A 16,145-nucleotide genomic window follows, 5' to 3' on the forward strand; every position below is an offset into this window, starting at 1 on the left:
CGCACCGGCGCCGCCGGCCCGGCACTCCTACGCCCCGCTCGGCATCCCGGCTGCCCGCCCCGACGCACGGCCACCGCACTGCCCGCACAGGCACGGCACGATCCGCACCGGACGGTCGCCGACGGCACCCCGCAGGAAACCCCGCTACCTCCAGGGACACCCCGTCCCCGATGCCCACGGGCCCCGATGTCACCGGCCCTCGCCGCGAGCCTCGGGACAGTCCGCATCCACCCACTCCACCACCAGATCCCGGCACACCACGACCAGCGTTCCCGGCCGGCAGGCGATCTCATGGGTGCAGCCGTCGGCGTGCGGCAGCACCTCATCGAGGATCACCTCGCCCAGCGCGCTCACGTCGCACACGTCCAGGACGTCCACCTGGAAACGCGAGACGCCCGTGTACCGGACAAGGAGGTCCTCGCCGTGCTTGAAACAGTTGTGCCCGAAGCGGATCTCGATCTCGTCGTCGCCGGTCCGGCGTACGCCTTGCGGCTTGAGATCCTTCACACACCGCTTGGCGCAGAAGTCGTAGTGCCCCGGATCCGTGGCGAACGCCCTTGCCCCCGGCGGCAGTTGCGGTGCCAGCGCCGGCAGCCGCGCCAGGTAGGGCCGCGGGTCGATGATCCCCGTCACATCACCGTCCCGCCCGTCGAGGTCGACGTACTTCACGCCACGCTCCTCACCGGCCGCCTCCCGCAGACACTCCCCTCACACTCCCATTTCCGCCGGGATCCGCCCCGCCCGCACCGCCGCCACCAGATCGGCGTGGTCGGCCTCCGTGCGGTCGGCATAGGCGACGGCGAAGTCGGCGATCGCCTCGTCCAGTTCCTCGCTCTTGCCGCAGTACCCGGCGACCAGGCGCGGGTCGGCGCTGTGGGAGTGGGCGCGGGCCAGGAGGGCGCCGGTCATGCGGCCGTAGTCGTCTATCTGGTCGGCGGCCAGCGCCGCCGGGTCGACGCTGCCCTTGCGGTTGCGGAACTGCCGTACCTGGAAGGGCCGTCCGTCCACCGACGTCCATCCCAGCAGGATGTCGCTGACGACCTGCATGCGCTTCTGCCCGAGAACCACCCGGCGGCCCTCGTGCTCCACCTCCGGCGCCTCGAAGCCCGCGGCCACCAGGTGCGGCACGAGCGTCGAGGGGCGGGCCTCCTTCACTTGCAGGACGAGCGGCTGCCCCCGGTGGTCCAGGAGCAGCACGACGTACGACCGTGTGCCGACGCTGCCCGTGCCGACGACCCGGAAGGCGACGTCGTGCACCGCGTGGCGGGCCAGCAGCGGAAGCCGGTCCTCGGAGAGCGTCGTCACATACTGCTCGAGGGCCGCCGCCACCGCCGCGGCCTCCGCGTCCGGCACCCGCCGCAGCACCGGCAGCGCCTCGACGAAGCGGCGCCCGCCGTCCTCGGCCTGCTCCGTCGACTTCGCCGCGAAGCGCCCGCTCGTATTGGCCCGCGCCTTCTCCGAGACCCGCTCCAGCGTGCCGAGCAGGTCGTGGGCGTCGGTGTGGGAGACGAGTTCCTCGTCCGCGATGGCGTTCCACGCGTCCAGTACCGGCAGCTTGGCGAGCAGCCGCATGGTGCGGCGGTAGGCGCCGGTCGCGTCGTAGGCCGCCTTGCGGCAGTGGTCCTCGTCGGCGCCGGCCTCCCGGCCCGCGAGGACGAGCGAGGCGGCGAGCCGCTTGAGGTCCCACTCCCAGGGGCCGTGGACGGTCTCGTCGAAGTCGTTGAGGTCGATGACCAGGTCGCCGCGCGCATCGCCGTACAGGCCGAAGTTGGCGGCATGCGCATCTCCGCAGATCTGCGCGCGGATCCGGGTCATGGGTGTGCGCGCGAGGTCGTACGCCATGAGGCCGGCCGAGCCGCGCAGGAAGGCGAAGGGAGTGGCCGCCATCCGGCCCGCCCGTATCGGAGTGAGCTCGGCGATCCGGCCTCGGTGGGACTCCTCCACCGCGTCGGCCGCGTGCGGGCGGGAACCGTCCAGGTCGAGCGCGGAGTGCGCGCTGCGCGGCACCCGCTTGCGCAGCGCCTTGCCCTCGTCCTTGGGCGACCCCTCGGCGGGCCACTCGGCGAAGCCCCGCACCCGCGGCAGCCGCCGCACGCCCGACTCCACCGCCGCCGCCTCCGCTGCCTCTCCGATTTCGGTCACACCAACCGCCTCCCCCGCACGGGCACGAACATCAACTCGTGCCGACCGTACAGCCGGTGGCCGAAGTGCGTCAGACCCTGTGGACAACTCCGCACCTGTGGAAAACGCCGCCCGGGACCGGCCGGCGGGCCGTGTGATTGTCCTCACCGGGTAACACGCCTCACACCGCCCCGGACAACGCGAAAGCCCCCAGGTCAGAGACCTGGGGGCTTTCGGCTGGTGCGCGAGGGGGGAGTTGAACCCCCACGCCCTTGCGGGCACTGGAACCTGAATCCAGCGCGTCTGCCTATTCCGCCACCCGCGCATTGGGTGTGTCCTCCGGCTCCGGACCCTTGGGGCTGGCGCCTTCCGACACGCAGAACATTAGCACGCTGGCAGGGGTGGGTTCACATCCCTTATGCCTGGGCAGCCGCCCACCAGCACGGACGTGTCGTCCAGTCGGCGACCGGCCCACGACCTGCCGACCCACGCCGCTTCCCGCCACGCGACCCGCGACCGACCGGCCCACGGACGACCGACCCGCCGAGCCCCCCGCTCCGTATCAACACGTACCGGTTCACGTATCAACCTCGTACCGGTCCGGCTCGTCTCCCCTTGAGCCGGGCCGGGTCCACAGTCAGGTGCGGGACACTGGTCTGCGGCCACCTCTACGATCCTTGGCAGAAGGAGTGCGCGGGAGGAGTTCGAAGGGCAGCTTCGGAGGGAACTTCCGGAGGGAACTTCGTCCAGCGTCGACACCCGTCGACAAGGCCGACAGGGGGAACCAGCTGATTCACCCGCGCGTGGATACGATCAGTAAGCAGTACCAGGCAAGGCAGCGCCCGCCAGCCGGGACACTGGATGGAAGCGACATCGGAGGAGGTGCCTCATGGGAGTCCTGAAGAAGTTCGAGCAGCGTCTCGAAGGTCTGGTCAACGGCACCTTTGCCAAGGTGTTCAAGTCCGAGGTCCAGCCCGTGGAGATCGCCGGAGCGCTCCAGCGCGAGTGCGACAACAACGCGACCATCTGGAACCGCGACCGGACGGTCGTGCCCAACGACTTCATCGTTGAGCTGAGCACGCCGGACTTCGAGCGGCTCAGCCCCTACTCCGGCCAGCTCGGCGACGAGCTCGCCGGCATGGTGCGCGACTACGCCAAGCAGCAGCGCTACACCTTCATGGGACCCATCAAGGTCCACCTGGAGAAGGCGGACGACCTCGACACCGGCCTGTACCGGGTGCGCAGCCGTACGCTCGCCTCCTCCAGCAGCCAGCAGGCTCCCGGGCCCGCCGCTCCGGCGGCCGGGCCGGCAGGCCGCCCCGGCGGAGGGTACGGCTACCCGCCGGCCGCCGCACCTGCGGGCGCCCCGCCGATGCCTGCCGCGCCGCCCGGCGCGCGCCCCGGTGCCGCGCCCTACGGCCAGCGTCCTGGCGCGGCCGGCGGCCCGGTCGGCGCACCGCAGCCCGGCTCACGCACCCGCCACTGGATCGAGATCAACGGCACCCGCCATCAGATCTCCCGCCCGACGCTGGTGCTGGGCCGCAGCACCGAAGCCGACGTGCGGATCGACGACCCCGGCGTCTCCCGCCGGCACTGTGAGATCCGGACCGGAACGCCCTCGACGATCCAGGATCTCGGGTCCACCAACGGCATCGTGGTGGACGGGCAGCACACCACCCGCGCTACGCTCCGCGACGGCTCGCGGATCGTCGTGGGCAGCACCACCATCATTTACCGGCAAGCCGAAGGGTGAAGCGGGGGCAATGTCAGAGCTGACCCTCACGGTCATGCGGCTGGGTTTCCTGGCCGTACTGTGGCTGTTCGTGATCGTGGCCGTGCAGGTCATCCGCAGCGACCTGTTCGGTACGCGCGTCACCCAGCGCGGGTCCAGGCGCGAAGCCGCACGGCCACAGCAGGCCGCCCGGCAACAGGCCGCGCCGCCGCAGCAGCGTCAGCAGGCCGGCGGCGGCCGCCAGCGCCGTAACGCCCCCACCAAACTCGTCGTGTCCGAGGGCACCCTCACCGGCACGACCGTCGCGCTCCAGGGCCAGACCATCACCCTGGGCCGGGCGCACGACAGCACGATCGTGCTGGACGACGACTACGCCTCCAGCCGCCATGCCAGGATCTACCCGGACCGCGACGGCCAGTGGATCGTCGAGGACCTGGGCTCCACCAACGGCACGTACCTCGACCGGAGCCGGCTCACGACCCCCACGCCGATTCCCCTGGGCGCGCCGATCCGCATCGGCAAGACAGTCATCGAGCTGCGGAAGTAGTACGAAAATGAGCGAGCGGAGCGAGCACGCAGCGGCGGCCCCCACCACGGGCACCGGCGCGCTCCCGACCGGAGGGTGGGCACCGTGCGGATGTACCCGGAGCCGACGGGCGAGGTGCGCATGAGTCTGTCACTGCGCTTCGCCGCCGGATCGCACAAAGGCATGATCCGCGAGGGCAACGAGGACTCCGGATACGCCGGTCCGCGCCTGCTCGCGATCGCCGACGGCATGGGCGGCGCCGCCGCCGGAGAGGTCGCCTCCTCCGAGGCCATCTCCACCATCGTCGCCCTCGACGACGACGTGCCGGGCTCCGACATCCTCACCTCCCTCGGCACCGCCGTACAGCGCGCCAACGACCAGCTGCGCGCCATGGTGGAAGAGGACCCGCAGCTCGAGGGCATGGGCACCACGCTCACCGCCCTCCTGTGGACCGGCCAGCGGCTCGGCCTCGTGCACGTCGGCGACTCGCGCGCGTACCTGCTCCGCGACGGCGTCCTCACCCAGATCACCCAGGACCACACCTGGGTGCAGCGCCTGGTCGACGAGGGCCGTATCACCGAAGAGGAAGCCACCACCCACCCGCAGCGCTCCCTGCTGATGCGCGCGCTGGGCAGCGGCGAGCATGTCGAGCCGGACCTCTCGATCCGTGAAGTCCGCGCCGGCGACCGCTACTTGATCTGCTCCGACGGTCTGTCGGGCGTCGTCTCGCACCAGACGCTCGAGGACACCCTCGCCAGCTACCAGGGCCCGCAGGAGACCGTGCAGGAGCTGATCCAGCTCGCGCTGCGCGGCGGCGGCCCCGACAACATCACCGTCATCGTCGCCGACGTACTGGACCTGGACACCGGGGACACCCTCGCCGGGCAGCTCTCCGACACCCCGGTCGTGGTCGGCGCGGTCGCCGAGAACCAGAACCACCTGCACGACCCCGGCTTCATGGAGACCCCCGCAGGGCGCGCCTCCGGCCTCGGCCGCCAGGGTCACGGAGGGGGCGGCGGCGAGTTCGGCCCGCCCGGCTCCGGCGACACCACCGGCTACATCCCCGCGGGCAGCTTCGGCGACTACACCGACGACGACTTCGTCAAACCCGGCAAGGGCCGCAAGTGGGCGAAGAGATCCTTCTACATCGTGCTCGCCCTCGCCGTCGTCGGCGGCGGCCTCTACGGCGGCTGGCGCTGGACGCAGACCCAGTACTACGTCGGCACCAAGGCCGAGCACGTCGCGCTGTACCGGGGCATCAGCCAGGACCTGGCCTGGGTCTCCCTCTCGAAGGTGGAGAAGGACCACCCCGAGATCGAACTCAAGTACCTGCCGCCGTACCAGCAGAAGCAGGTCAAGACGACGATCGCCGAGGGCGGCCTGACCGACGCCCAGTCGAAGATCAACGAGCTTTCCGTGCAGGCCTCCGCGTGCAAGAAGGAGACCGAGCGTCAGCAGGCCGAGAGCGAGAAGAACTCGAAGACCGGCACGGGCCAGGCGGGCGGCACCACAGGAACCACCAAGACCTCCCTCACGTCCAAGGCATCACCGAGCCCGTCGACCTCACCGACCCCGTCCACATCAGCGACCGCACCCACCCCCAGCCCCGGCCCCACCCTCTCGGAGGATGAGCAGAAGGTCGTCTCGCTGTGCGGTAAGCAGTAGGCAAGCCGTGAGAGGCCCTGTCACACGATGAGCAGTACTACCAACACCCCGACGCACCATACGTCCACGATCGGCGCGATCGGCGCACCGAGCCGGCGCAACACCGAGCTCGCGCTCCTGCTGTTCGCCGTCGTCATCCCGGTCTTCGCCTACGCCAACGTGGGCCTGGCCATCGACGACAAGGTGCCGGCCGGGCTGCTGAGCTACGGCCTGGGACTCGGCCTGCTCGCGGGCGTCGGCCATCTCGCCGTACGGAAGTTCGCCCCGTACGCCGACCCGCTGCTGCTGCCCCTGGCCACGCTGCTGAACGGACTCGGGCTCGTCGCGATCTGGCGGCTCGACCAGTCGGCGCTGCTGCGGCAGATCGGCGTGGCCGGCGGCAAGGCCACCAACCAGCTGATCTACACGGCGCTCGGCATCACCCTGTTCGTCGTCGTCCTGATCTTCCTCAAGGACCACCGGGTCCTCCAGCGCTACACCTACATCTCCATGGTCGGCGCCCTGGTCCTGCTGCTGCTCCCGCTGGTCCCCGGCCTCGGCGCCAACATCACCTACGGCGCCAAGATCTGGATCCAGGTCGGCAGCTTCACCATCCAGCCCGGCGAGTTCGCCAAGATCGTCCTGGCGGTCTTCTTCGCCGGCTACCTGATGGTCAAGCGCGACGCGCTCGCCCTCGCCAGCCGCCGCTTCATGGGCCTGTACCTGCCGCGCGGCCGCGACCTCGGCCCGATCATCGTCGTCTGGATGATCTCGATCCTCATCCTGGTCTTCGAGACCGACCTCGGTACCTCGCTGCTGTTCTTCGGAATGTTCGTCATCATGCTGTACGTCGCCACCGAGCGGACCAGCTGGATCGTCTTCGGTCTGCTGATGTCCGCGGCCGGCGCCGTCGGCGTGGCCAGCTTCGAGCCGCACGTCCAAACGCGTGTCCAGGCCTGGCTCGACCCGATGCGCGAGTACACCCTCAGCCGCACCCCGAACGGCGACGGCCTGGTCCACTCCGAACAGGCCATGCAGGCCCTGTGGGCCTTCGGCTCCGGCGGCACCCTCGGCACCGGCTGGGGCCAGGGCCACTCCGAGCTGATCCGCTTCGCCGCCAACTCCGACTTCATCCTCGCCACCTTCGGCGAGGAGCTGGGTCTGGCCGGCATCATGGCGATCCTGCTGGTCTACGGCCTGATCGTGGAGCGCGGTGTGCGCACCGCCCTCGCCGCCCGCGACCCGTTCGGCAAGCTGCTCGCGATCGGCCTGTCCGGCGCCTTCGCGCTACAGGTCTTCGTGGTGGCCGGCGGTGTGATGGGCCTGATTCCGCTGACCGGTATGACGATGCCCTTCCTCGCCTACGGCGGCTCCTCCGTCATCGCCAACTGGGCCCTGATCGGCATCCTGATCAGAATCAGCGACACCGCACGCCGCCCGGCGCCCGCGCCCGCCGGCAACCCCGACGCCGAGATGACCCAGGTGGTCCGCCCCGGCACCGCCGGTCCCGTCGAGTGATCCTGATCACCCCACTCCATCAACATCATTTCCCCCAGGTCGCTCACTAGAATTACGAACGACCATTCGAATCCCGTTGTTCACGGGATGACCAGACACATTGGGGGATCTCATGCTTCGCATGGGCTCACGCGGCAAGCGCGTCGCGGTGGGGGCGGCCGCCGTGCTCGGCGCCGCACTGTTCACGGTGACCAGCACGACGAGCGCCCAGGCCGCTCCGCTGTACGGGGGCAACTGGAACGCGGACGACGTCAAGATCCGCAAGGGGCCGAGCACGGACCTGGCGATCGTCGACCGCGGCTACAAGGGCGACGGCGCCGCCGTGAAGTGCTGGGTCAAGGGCGAGGGCGTCTACGGCGACAACATCTGGTGGTACGTGAAGAACGTCAACTCCAGCAAGAACGTCTGGGGCTACACCTCCGACTACTACTTCAACGTGGCCAGCGGCAACCCGCCGAAGTGCTGACCAGGCCCTCGGCGCACTCCTGACGGACGGCTTCCGACCCCGGCACCCGCCGGGACCGGAAGCCGTCCGCGGTTTCCGGAACCCACCGCACCGCTGATGCGTCTCTTCACCAGTCGTTGTCCACAGCCCCGCCCGGGAGACACAGCCACTGCCCCTAGACTGTGGGCGGCCAAGATGAGTACCAGCGCCATCGGCACCGAGAGACTGAAGCAGCAGGCGCACCTGTTAGCTTGTGGAAAGGCCGGATGTGAACAAGCCACTGCGCCGAATTGCGATCTTCTGCGGACTTCTCGTCCTGGCGCTGTTGATCCGTGACAACTGGCTTCAGTACGTCCAGGCCGACAAGCTGCGCACCGATCCGGTCAACCGCCGCGTCGCCATCCAGCGGTACGCGAACCCGCGGGGCGACATCGTCGTCGACGGCGACCCCATAACCGGCTCGGTCGTGAACAAGCACGGTGACTTCAAGTACAAGCGCACGTACAAGAACGGGCCCATGTGGGCCCCGGTCACCGGCTACTCCTCCCAGGCCTTCGACGGCAGCTTCCTCGAGAAGGTCGACGACGGCATCCTCACCGGCACCGACGACCGGCTCTTCTTCCGCAACACCCTCGACATGATCACGGGCAAGCAGAAGTCGGGCGGCAACGTCGTCACCACCCTCAACGCCGCAGCGCAGAAGGCCGCGTACAACGGCCTCAAGGCCCAGGGCGGCAAGGGGGCCGTCGCCGCGCTGGACCCGTCCACCGGCAAGATCCTGGCGCTGGCCTCGTACCCCTCGTACGACCCCTCCGTGTTCGCCGGCAACACCAACGACGACGCGAAGGCCTGGAAGAACCTGCAGAAGAGCTCCAACCCCAACGACCCGATGCTGAACCGGGCGCTGCGCGAGACCTACCCGCCGGGCTCCACCTTCAAGGTGGTCACGGCCGCGGCCGCGCTGGAGAACGGGCTGTACACCTCCGCCGACCAGGCCACCGACTCGCCGCTGCCCTACATCATGAAGGGCACGACGACCCCGCTGAAGAACGAGGGGAACATCCCCTGCAAGAACGCGACGATGCGGGTGGCCCTGAAGGTGTCCTGCAACACCGTGTTCGGCAAGATCGGCTCCGACCTCGGCAGCGACAAGATGCTGACCGAGGCGAAGAAGTTCGGCTTCGACTCCGAGCAGTTCGTCCCGGTCCGCTCCAACGCCTCGGTGTTCTCCGAGGACATGAACCCCTCGCAGACCGCGCTGTCCTCGATCGGCCAGTACAACACCGCCGCGACCCCCCTGCAGATGGCCATGGTCGCCTCCGCGGTCGCCAACAACGGCAAGCTCATGAAGCCGTACATGGTCGACAAGCTCCAGTCGTCCAACCTCGACACCGTCGCGCAGACCGACCCGCAGGAGCTCAGCCAGCCCCTGTCGGCGAAGAACGCGCAGATCCTGCAGTCGATGATGGAGACGGTCGTCAAGGAGGGCACGGGTCAGAAGGCCCAGATCGGCGGCGGCGTCACCGTCGGCGGCAAGACCGGTACCGCGCAGCACGGTGTGGCCAACAGCAAGAACCCGTACGCCTGGTTCCTCTCCTACGCCAGGCTCAGCGACGGCAGCTCGCCGGTCGCCGTGGCCGTGGTGATCGAGGACGACAACGCCAACCGTGAGGACATCTCCGGCGGCGGCCTCGCCGCCCCGATCGCGAAGAGCGTGATGGAGGCGGTCATCAACTCCAAGAAGTGACCCCGCTCACGTCCCCTTCACAACGGTGCACGTTGCGATACCGGTCCTGTATCGGGTGACGCACTTGGCCAGGTCACACAAAGCTAGCCGGGTACCGTAGGCCCGGACGGCAGCCTCCGACCGCACACCCGTGCCGGTCGGGACCGACGGAGAGGGCTGGTAGGAGCTATGGAAGAGCCGCGTCGCCTCGGCGGCCGGTACGAACTGGGCCAGGTGCTCGGTCGTGGTGGCATGGCGGAGGTCTACCTCGCGCATGACACCCGCCTCGGGCGCCAAGTGGCGGTGAAGACGCTGCGAGCGGACCTCGCACGCGACCCGTCCTTCCAGGCCCGGTTCCGCCGGGAGGCCCAGTCGGCCGCCTCGCTCAACCATCCCGCGATCGTCGCGGTCTACGACACGGGCGAGGACTACATCGACGGGGTCTCGATCCCGTACATCGTCATGGAGTACGTCGACGGCTCCACGCTCCGTGAGCTGCTCCACTCCGGCCGCAAGCTCCTGCCCGAGCGCGCGATGGAAATGACCATCGGCATCCTCCAGGGCCTGGAGTACGCCCACCGCAGCGGCATCGTCCACCGCGACATCAAGCCGGCCAACGTCATGCTGACGCGCAACGGCCAGGTCAAGGTCATGGACTTCGGCATCGCCCGCGCCATGGGCGACTCCGGCATGACGATGACGCAGACGGCCGCCGTCATCGGCACCGCGCAGTACCTGTCGCCGGAGCAGGCGAAGGGCGAGCAGGTCGACGCACGGTCTGATCTTTATTCGACCGGCTGCCTGCTCTACGAACTCCTCACCGTACGCCCCCCGTTCGTAGGGGACTCCCCGGTCGCGGTCGCCTACCAGCACGTACGCGAGGAAGCCCAGGCCCCCTCCGTCTTCGACCCGGAAATCACGCCCGAAATGGACGCCATCGTCCTGAAGGCCCTGGTCAAGGACCCGAACTACCGCTACCAGTCCGCCGACGAGATGCGCGCCGACATCGAGGCCTGCCTCGACGGCCAGCCCGTCGCGGCCACAGCGGCCATGGGATCGGTCGGCTACGGCGGCTACCCCGACGACCAGCCGACCACGGCCCTGCGCGCCACGGACGCCGGCGCCACGTCGATGCTCCCCCCGATGAACCCGGACGACGGCGGCTACGGCTACGACGACCGCTCCCGCCGCCGCCAGAAGAAGTCCAACACGTCGACGATCCTGCTGGTCGTGGCGGGCATTCTGGTGCTGGTGGGCGCGATCCTGATCGGAAAGTATGCGTTCAGCGGGAACGGGGGGGTGGGGAACGACAAGGTCGCGGTGCCGAACCTCGTCAGCCAGTCCGAAGGCGACGCCAAGAATCTGCTGAACAACAGCGACCTCAAGGTCGGCAAGATCACGCGGCAGCCCTGCGACAAGCAGGCCAAGGGCAACGTCTGCTCTCAGGATCCCGGGAAGAACAGCAACGTCAAGAAGGGGTCCGCTGTCGACTTCGTGGTGTCGACGGGGGCACCGAAGGTGGCCGTCCCTGACGTCCGCGGTCTGACCTACGACAAGGCGAAGTCCCAGCTCGAGGGCAAGGGCTTCGTGGTCGAGCAGAAGACCCAAGAGTCCAGCCAGACCCCGGGCATCGTCCTCTCACAAGACCCGAAGGGCGACACGGAGAAGGAGAAGGGCACCACGATCACCCTCACCGTGGCCAAAGCCGCCGAGACCGTCGCGGTGCCCCCCGTCACCGGCCAGAGCTGCGACGACGCCAAGTCCGCACTGGAGGCCGTCGGCCTGACCGGCAACTGCGTCAACACGCCCACCAACGACGACAACCAGGTCGACAAGGTCATCTCGACCACGCCGGCGATCGGCAGCCCGGTCAAGAAGAACTCGGCGGTGCAGCTCAACATCGGCCAGAAGCAGCAGCAGACGGCCGTCCCGAGCGTCGTCGGGCAGAGCGTGAAGGACGCAAAGAAGACCCTTCAGCAGGCTGGCTTCAACAACATCCAGTTCGCCAACGGCAGCGACCAGAGCGACAACGCGATCGTGCTGCAGCAGGACCCGCAGGGCAACACCGGGGTCCAGGACCCGGGCAGCACGACGGTCACCCTCACGACCGTGGGCGGCGGCAACAACGGCGGTAACAACGGCGGCACCAACTTCTTCGGAGGCGTCACCGGAACCGCATACCGCACGGAGAACTGACAGTCCTCCCGACCGCTACGGAGCCCCGGCACCCTGTTCACACAGGGCACCGGGGCTCTTTCGTGCCCCCAAGGCCCCCGTACTGAACATCTGCTCCTACGTCGATCGTGTCTTCACATCTGACGACTTGGAGCGAACCGACGTCCTCGACAGAGTCAAGGCACTGTCGCTGCTGCCGGACGGGATGCATGTCACTACGGCGATGGTGGCGGCGTACTTCGGCGTGACAGTCGAGGTGATCCGGCAGCTCAAAGCACGGCATCACGAGGAGCTGTCGCTCAACGGAATGGTGACCCTGACGCCATGAACGGCCGCGCGTTCGAGCGCCACATCGCCAAACTGCTGATCCGCGACGGATACACCAACGTCGTAGTGCAGGGCGGTCAGTCGTCCAGTGCAAGAGGTTCGCGCCCTACCTCAACATCACCAGCCCCGACGTCCAGAAGTTCGTCCGATCGGCCAAGGTTCTGTACAGCGCAGAAGTGGCCCTCTATGTGGCCACATGCCCCTTCACTCGTGAGGCTCTCAGCATCGCCGCCGAAGCCGGGATTACCGCCGTACACCGTCGAGTGCTGGAGAGGTGGGCCGCAGGTGAGCCGCTGAAGATCCTGGCGTAGGCGCCGCCCAATCGAAAGAGGCCCGAAGCCGCAAGAGCAAGTTGCGGCTTCGGGCCTCCGACATGCTAGGGGACTGAGTTGCTGCGAGTAACTCAGTCAGCGCAGCTCTTCAGGTGGCGTCCGCTTACTGTCCACCTTGTCCACCCGCACCAACTCCCCCCACACCACATACCGATACCGGCTCGTGTACACAGGCGTACACGTAGTCAGCGTGATGTAGTGCCCAGCCTTCTTCTTCCCCGACTCCTTCGGGACCTGCGACAACACCTTCACGTTGAACTTCGAGGTTTCGTCGAGGACGTCGTACACCTTGTAGACGTACCACCTGTCCCTCGTCTCGAAGACGATCGCGTCGCCGACCTTCACCTTGTCGATGTTGTGGAACTTCGCGCCGTGGCCGTCCCGGTGGGCGGCCAGCGTGAAGTTGCCCTTCTTGCCCGTCGTCGGGAGGGTCGCCTTGACCGGGTCCGTGTAGTAGCCGGCCACGCCGTCGTTGAGGACCTTCGTCGAGGTGCCCTTCTCGACCAGGACCTCGCCGTTCTTCATGGCGGGGACGTGCAGGAAGCCGATGCCGTTCTTGGTGTCCAGCGCGCCGGGGCCCGTGTTCTGGTCCTGGTGGGCCCATGTGTCGCGGACCTTGTCGGCCTGCTTGTCCGCCTCGCGGTCGGCGACGACGTTCGTCCACCACAGGGAGTAGACGACGAACAGGCCGAGTATCAGGCCCGCCGTGATGAGGAGTTCACCGAAGACGCTCACCGCCGCCGCGATGCGGCCGTAGCCGCGGCGGCGGGCCGGTGGCGCCGCGGGCGCGTCCGTGTCCTCTTGAGTGTCGTCGGTGGTCGCTGCCACGTTCATCTGCCCCTACTCGACGAGCGCATCCGGCTTGCCCTTGCTGCGCGGCCGTTCCTCGACCATCTTGCCCCAGACGATCAACCGGTACTTGCTGGTGAACTCCGGAGTACAGGTCGTCAGCGTGATGTACCGGCCCGGCTTCGTGAAACCCGACTGGGGAGGCACGGGACCGATCACGCTGGTATTGCTCGGCGACGTCACCGGCAGCGTCGATGTGATCTTGTAGACGAAGTACTTGTCCTGCGTCTCGACGACGACCTCGTCGCCCTTCGTGAGCCTGTTGATGTACCGGAACGGCTCGCCGTGCGTGTTGCGGTGCCCCGCAAGCGCGAAATTGCCGGTCTTCGCGTCGGGCATCGCCGTCTTCAGCTTGCCCTCGCTGTAGTGGCCGACCATGCCCTTGTCGAGCACCTTCTTGTTGCTGACGCCCTCGGCGATCGGCACCACCACATCCAGCTTGGGGATGTCGAGAATCGCGAAGCCCTGGCCCGGCTCGAACTCACCCGGCGCACGCTTGCCGCTCGCCCAGTCGTTCTGGAGGGTGCTGGTCTCCTTGTCCGCCGCCGCATGCGCCCGCACGTTCGTCCACCACAGCTGGTAGGTCACGAACAGCAGCATCAGTACGCCGGTGGTGATGAACACCTCACCGATCGCCCGGCTCGCGACGACCGCCGGACTGGCCTTGCGCGCGCGGGCCTGCCGGCGGGCCTCCACGCGTGAAAGCGGCGCCTTGGGAGCATCGGCGGACGCCCCCTCGGCGCCTTCCGAGGCCTCCGAGGTCGCACGAACGCCCCCATGGCGCCCATGACGGCGCTTGGCGGCCTTCCTGCGGGCCGCTCGGCCGCCCGGAGTGGTTCCTGTGGCAGGCGTGGCTGTTGAGGCGTCAGACGGCAATATGGAACCGCCCGGCGGCGGCTCCGGTATCCGCAGAGCCACCGTCTCGTCGTCGACGGGCGGCAGATACGGCTCCGGCTCCTCTACGAGCGGCGGTACGTACGGCTCCTCCGCGGCCGCCGCATACGCCCCGTGCTGCCCCTGCTGCCCCGCCGGATCGCCGTTCCACTCCTCGAACGCACCGGACGTCTCATACGAACCGGGCGCCTCGAACGAACCGGACGCGTCGTACCCCTCGTACGACTCGTACCCCTCGTACGGCTCCTGCCCGTACGAGGCGCCGGACTCGCGCTCGGGGCGCAGCGCGGTCACGCCGTGGCCCTGCCCACCACCGGGGCGAGCCCCGCCGACCTCGCCACGGCACCCTGGTCGCCGCACTCCACCAGCCAGTTGGCCAGCATCCGGTGGCCGTGCTCGGTCAGCACCGACTCCGGGTGGAACTGCACGCCCTCGACCGGGAGTTCACGGTGCCTGAGGCCCATGATGATCCCGTCGTGCGTACGCGCGGTCACCTCCAGCTCGGCCGGCACCGTCTCCGGCTCCGCAGCCAGCGAGTGGTAGCGCGTCGCCGTGAACGGCGAGGGCAACCCGGCGAACACACCCCTGCCCTCGTGCTCGACCAGCGAGGTCTTGCCGTGCAGCAGCTCGGGCGCACGGTCCACCACACCGCCGTACGCCACCTGCATCGACTGCATACCCAGGCACACACCGAAGACCGGCACCCCGGTCGCCGCGCAGTGCCGCACCATCTCGATGCAGACGCCCGCCTCCTCCGGCGTACCCGGCCCGGGCGACAGCAGCACACCGTCGAAACCGTCCTGGGCGTGCGCCGTCGACACCTCGTCGTTGCGCAGCACCTCGCACTCGGCGCCCAGCTGGTACAGGTACTGCACCAGGTTGAAGACGAAGCTGTCGTAGTTGTCGACGACGAGAATCCGCGCACTCACTGGTTGTCCACCGTCACATCGTTGAAGGGCAGCAGCGGTTCGGCCCACGGGAAGACGTACTGGAAGAGGACATAGACCACGGCCAGGACCAGCAGGAGTGAGATCAGCGCCTTCACCCATGCGTTGCCCGGCAGATGCCGCCAGATCCAGCCGTACATGCCGTCCCTTCCGTTCCACCACGGCACCAGACTCACGCCGTACCCGCACCAGACTAACGGCGCAGCGCCTCTGGTTTCCCGGCCTCCACAGGCTGTGTGGAATCCAGGTGCGCCCACACGATCAGCCGGTGACTGTGCCCCCACTCCGGATCGCACGTGGTGAGCGTCAGATAACGGCCCTCCTGCGTGTACCCCGACTTACGTGGCACAGGATCGATCACCTCAACGTCCGTCGGTACAGTTTTGTAGGGCCCTTTGTCGATCCGATACGTGAACCAGGTGGTCCCGTCGGTCAGCACCACCGCGTCACCGGGCCGCAGCTTCGGGAAGTCCACGAACGGATCTCCGTACGTGCGCCGGTGCCCCGCGACCGCGAAGTTGCCCTCCTGGCCCAGCTGCGCGGTGTTCGCGTAGTGACCGAGCCCCTTCTTCAACGTGCTCACGTCGGTGTTCTCGAGCACGGGCTTGTTCCACGTGAAACCAAGCCGCGGGATGTACATGATCGCGAAGGGCTTGCCCGCAACATACGGCGCCGGCCTCTTGGGACCGGACGCAGTGCCGGCCCCGGCACTCGCCGTGGGATGCGCCGTGTGCTTCGCCCACTGCTCATGCAGAACATCGATCTGGTGGTTCATCGCGCCGTCAGCCCGCACACCGGTCCAGAACAGCACATAGACGACGAAGAGGACGATCAGGGTACCTACGGTGATACAGAGTTCACTGACGGTCCTGACGACGACGCGCACCGGCAGCTCCCGAAACGGCTCAG

Annotated in this window: 16 protein-coding genes and 1 tRNA gene; 9 read left to right on the forward strand and 8 right to left on the reverse strand. The window is 68.3% G+C overall.

Going from position 1 to position 16,145, the window contains the following annotated elements; translation table 11 throughout:
- Window positions 1-189 precede the first annotated feature (189 nt).
- From ACFY10_RS34575 to ACFY10_RS34585, 3 genes are all read right to left on the reverse strand, one after another.
- On the reverse strand, window positions 190-669 hold the full coding sequence (locus tag ACFY10_RS34575; RefSeq protein WP_390669188.1) for a hypothetical protein: 480 nt from the start codon (window positions 667-669) through the stop codon (window positions 190-192).
- Between the two features lie 39 nt (window positions 670-708).
- A complete protein-coding gene (locus tag ACFY10_RS34580; RefSeq protein WP_390669189.1) occupies window positions 709-2,142 on the reverse strand; it encodes a DUF2252 domain-containing protein in 1,434 nt (477 codons plus the stop codon).
- A 217-nt stretch (window positions 2,143-2,359) separates the two neighbouring features.
- Window positions 2,360-2,446: transfer RNA gene (locus ACFY10_RS34585), tRNA-Leu, on the reverse strand.
- A gap of 564 nt (window positions 2,447-3,010) precedes the next feature.
- Between ACFY10_RS34585 and ACFY10_RS34590 the strand changes: the two genes are divergently transcribed.
- The 9 genes from ACFY10_RS34590 (at window position 3,011) to ACFY10_RS34630 (ending at window position 12,525) form a co-directional block, all read left to right on the forward strand.
- Complete coding sequence (locus ACFY10_RS34590; protein WP_390669190.1) at window positions 3,011-3,874, forward strand: FhaA domain-containing protein; 864 nt, start codon at window positions 3,011-3,013, stop codon at window positions 3,872-3,874.
- Between the two features lie 10 nt (window positions 3,875-3,884).
- Window positions 3,885-4,400: an FHA domain-containing protein gene (locus ACFY10_RS34595; RefSeq protein WP_099930121.1), complete on the forward strand. Its 516-nt coding sequence runs from the start codon at window positions 3,885-3,887 to the stop codon at window positions 4,398-4,400.
- Window positions 4,401-4,490: 90 nt separating this feature from the next.
- Window positions 4,491-6,044: a Stp1/IreP family PP2C-type Ser/Thr phosphatase gene (locus ACFY10_RS34600; protein ID WP_390669276.1), complete on the forward strand. Its 1,554-nt coding sequence runs from the start codon at window positions 4,491-4,493 to the stop codon at window positions 6,042-6,044.
- A 27-nt stretch (window positions 6,045-6,071) separates the two neighbouring features.
- Window positions 6,072-7,541, forward strand: coding sequence for an FtsW/RodA/SpoVE family cell cycle protein (locus ACFY10_RS34605; protein ID WP_390669191.1), 1,470 nt, complete (start codon window positions 6,072-6,074; stop codon window positions 7,539-7,541).
- Window positions 7,542-7,662: 121 nt separating this feature from the next.
- Complete coding sequence (locus tag ACFY10_RS34610; protein WP_390669192.1) at window positions 7,663-8,007, forward strand: hypothetical protein; 345 nt, start codon at window positions 7,663-7,665, stop codon at window positions 8,005-8,007.
- 247 nt (window positions 8,008-8,254) lie between these two features.
- Window positions 8,255-9,733, forward strand: coding sequence for a penicillin-binding transpeptidase domain-containing protein (locus tag ACFY10_RS34615; RefSeq protein ID WP_390669193.1), 1,479 nt, complete (start codon window positions 8,255-8,257; stop codon window positions 9,731-9,733).
- Window positions 9,734-9,901: 168 nt separating this feature from the next.
- Window positions 9,902-11,908, forward strand: coding sequence for a Stk1 family PASTA domain-containing Ser/Thr kinase (gene pknB, locus ACFY10_RS34620; RefSeq protein WP_390669194.1), 2,007 nt, complete (start codon window positions 9,902-9,904; stop codon window positions 11,906-11,908).
- Window positions 11,909-12,035: 127 nt separating this feature from the next.
- The gene (locus ACFY10_RS34625; RefSeq protein WP_390669195.1) at window positions 12,036-12,215 is read left to right on the forward strand and encodes a hypothetical protein; all 180 of its coding nucleotides are present in this window, start codon (window positions 12,036-12,038) and stop codon (window positions 12,213-12,215) included.
- Between the two features lie 115 nt (window positions 12,216-12,330).
- The gene (locus tag ACFY10_RS34630; RefSeq protein WP_390669277.1) at window positions 12,331-12,525 is read left to right on the forward strand and encodes a restriction endonuclease; all 195 of its coding nucleotides are present in this window, start codon (window positions 12,331-12,333) and stop codon (window positions 12,523-12,525) included.
- 96 nt (window positions 12,526-12,621) lie between these two features.
- On the opposite strand, the gene ACFY10_RS34635 is transcribed toward ACFY10_RS34630, so the two are convergent.
- Genes ACFY10_RS34635 through ACFY10_RS34655 form a run of 5 tightly spaced genes read right to left on the reverse strand, consistent with a single transcriptional unit; the run spans window position 12,622 to window position 16,122 of the window.
- Entirely contained in the window at window positions 12,622-13,380 is a 759-nt protein-coding gene (locus ACFY10_RS34635; RefSeq protein ID WP_390669196.1) for a class E sortase, read from the reverse strand.
- Between the two features lie 6 nt (window positions 13,381-13,386).
- Window positions 13,387-14,583 (reverse strand): class E sortase, encoded by a 1,197-nt coding sequence (locus tag ACFY10_RS34640; protein WP_390669197.1) that lies wholly within the window; start codon window positions 14,581-14,583, stop codon window positions 13,387-13,389.
- Window positions 14,580-15,218 (reverse strand): aminodeoxychorismate/anthranilate synthase component II, encoded by a 639-nt coding sequence (locus ACFY10_RS34645; RefSeq protein WP_030939022.1) that lies wholly within the window; start codon window positions 15,216-15,218, stop codon window positions 14,580-14,582. The genes ACFY10_RS34640 and ACFY10_RS34645 overlap by 4 nt, the downstream gene beginning before the upstream one ends.
- The gene (locus ACFY10_RS34650; RefSeq protein WP_390669280.1) at window positions 15,215-15,412 is read right to left on the reverse strand and encodes a hypothetical protein; all 198 of its coding nucleotides are present in this window, start codon (window positions 15,410-15,412) and stop codon (window positions 15,215-15,217) included. Before ACFY10_RS34650 ends, ACFY10_RS34645 begins: the two co-directional genes overlap by 4 nt.
- Window positions 15,413-15,429: 17 nt before the next feature.
- Window positions 15,430-16,122 carry a class E sortase gene (locus ACFY10_RS34655; RefSeq protein ID WP_390669198.1) on the reverse strand — a complete coding sequence of 231 codons (693 nt, stop codon included), beginning with the start codon at window positions 16,120-16,122 and terminating at the stop codon, window positions 15,430-15,432.
- Window positions 16,123-16,145 lie beyond the last annotated feature (23 nt).

The organism is Streptomyces sp. NPDC001401 (assembly GCF_042895385.1).
Taxonomy (GTDB): domain Bacteria; phylum Actinomycetota; class Actinomycetes; order Streptomycetales; family Streptomycetaceae; genus Streptomyces.

What these genes read in the sequence shown, in the direction of transcription:
- ACFY10_RS34595 (WP_099930121.1), top strand. Translation starts at nt 3,885, where the DNA reads ATGTCAGAGCTGACCCTCACGGTCATGCGGCTGGGTTTCCTGGCCGTA.
- ACFY10_RS34590 (WP_390669190.1), top strand. Translation starts at nt 3,011, where the DNA reads ATGGGAGTCCTGAAGAAGTTCGAGCAGCGTCTCGAAGGTCTGGTCAAC.
- ACFY10_RS34635 (WP_390669196.1), bottom strand. Translation starts at nt 13,380, where the DNA reads ATGAACGTGGCAGCGACCACCGACGACACTCAAGAGGACACGGACGCG.
- ACFY10_RS34600 (WP_390669276.1), top strand. Translation starts at nt 4,491, where the DNA reads ATGTACCCGGAGCCGACGGGCGAGGTGCGCATGAGTCTGTCACTGCGC.
- ACFY10_RS34605 (WP_390669191.1), top strand. Translation starts at nt 6,072, where the DNA reads ATGAGCAGTACTACCAACACCCCGACGCACCATACGTCCACGATCGGC.
- ACFY10_RS34610 (WP_390669192.1), top strand. Translation starts at nt 7,663, where the DNA reads ATGGGCTCACGCGGCAAGCGCGTCGCGGTGGGGGCGGCCGCCGTGCTC.
- pknB (WP_390669194.1), top strand. Translation starts at nt 9,902, where the DNA reads ATGGAAGAGCCGCGTCGCCTCGGCGGCCGGTACGAACTGGGCCAGGTG.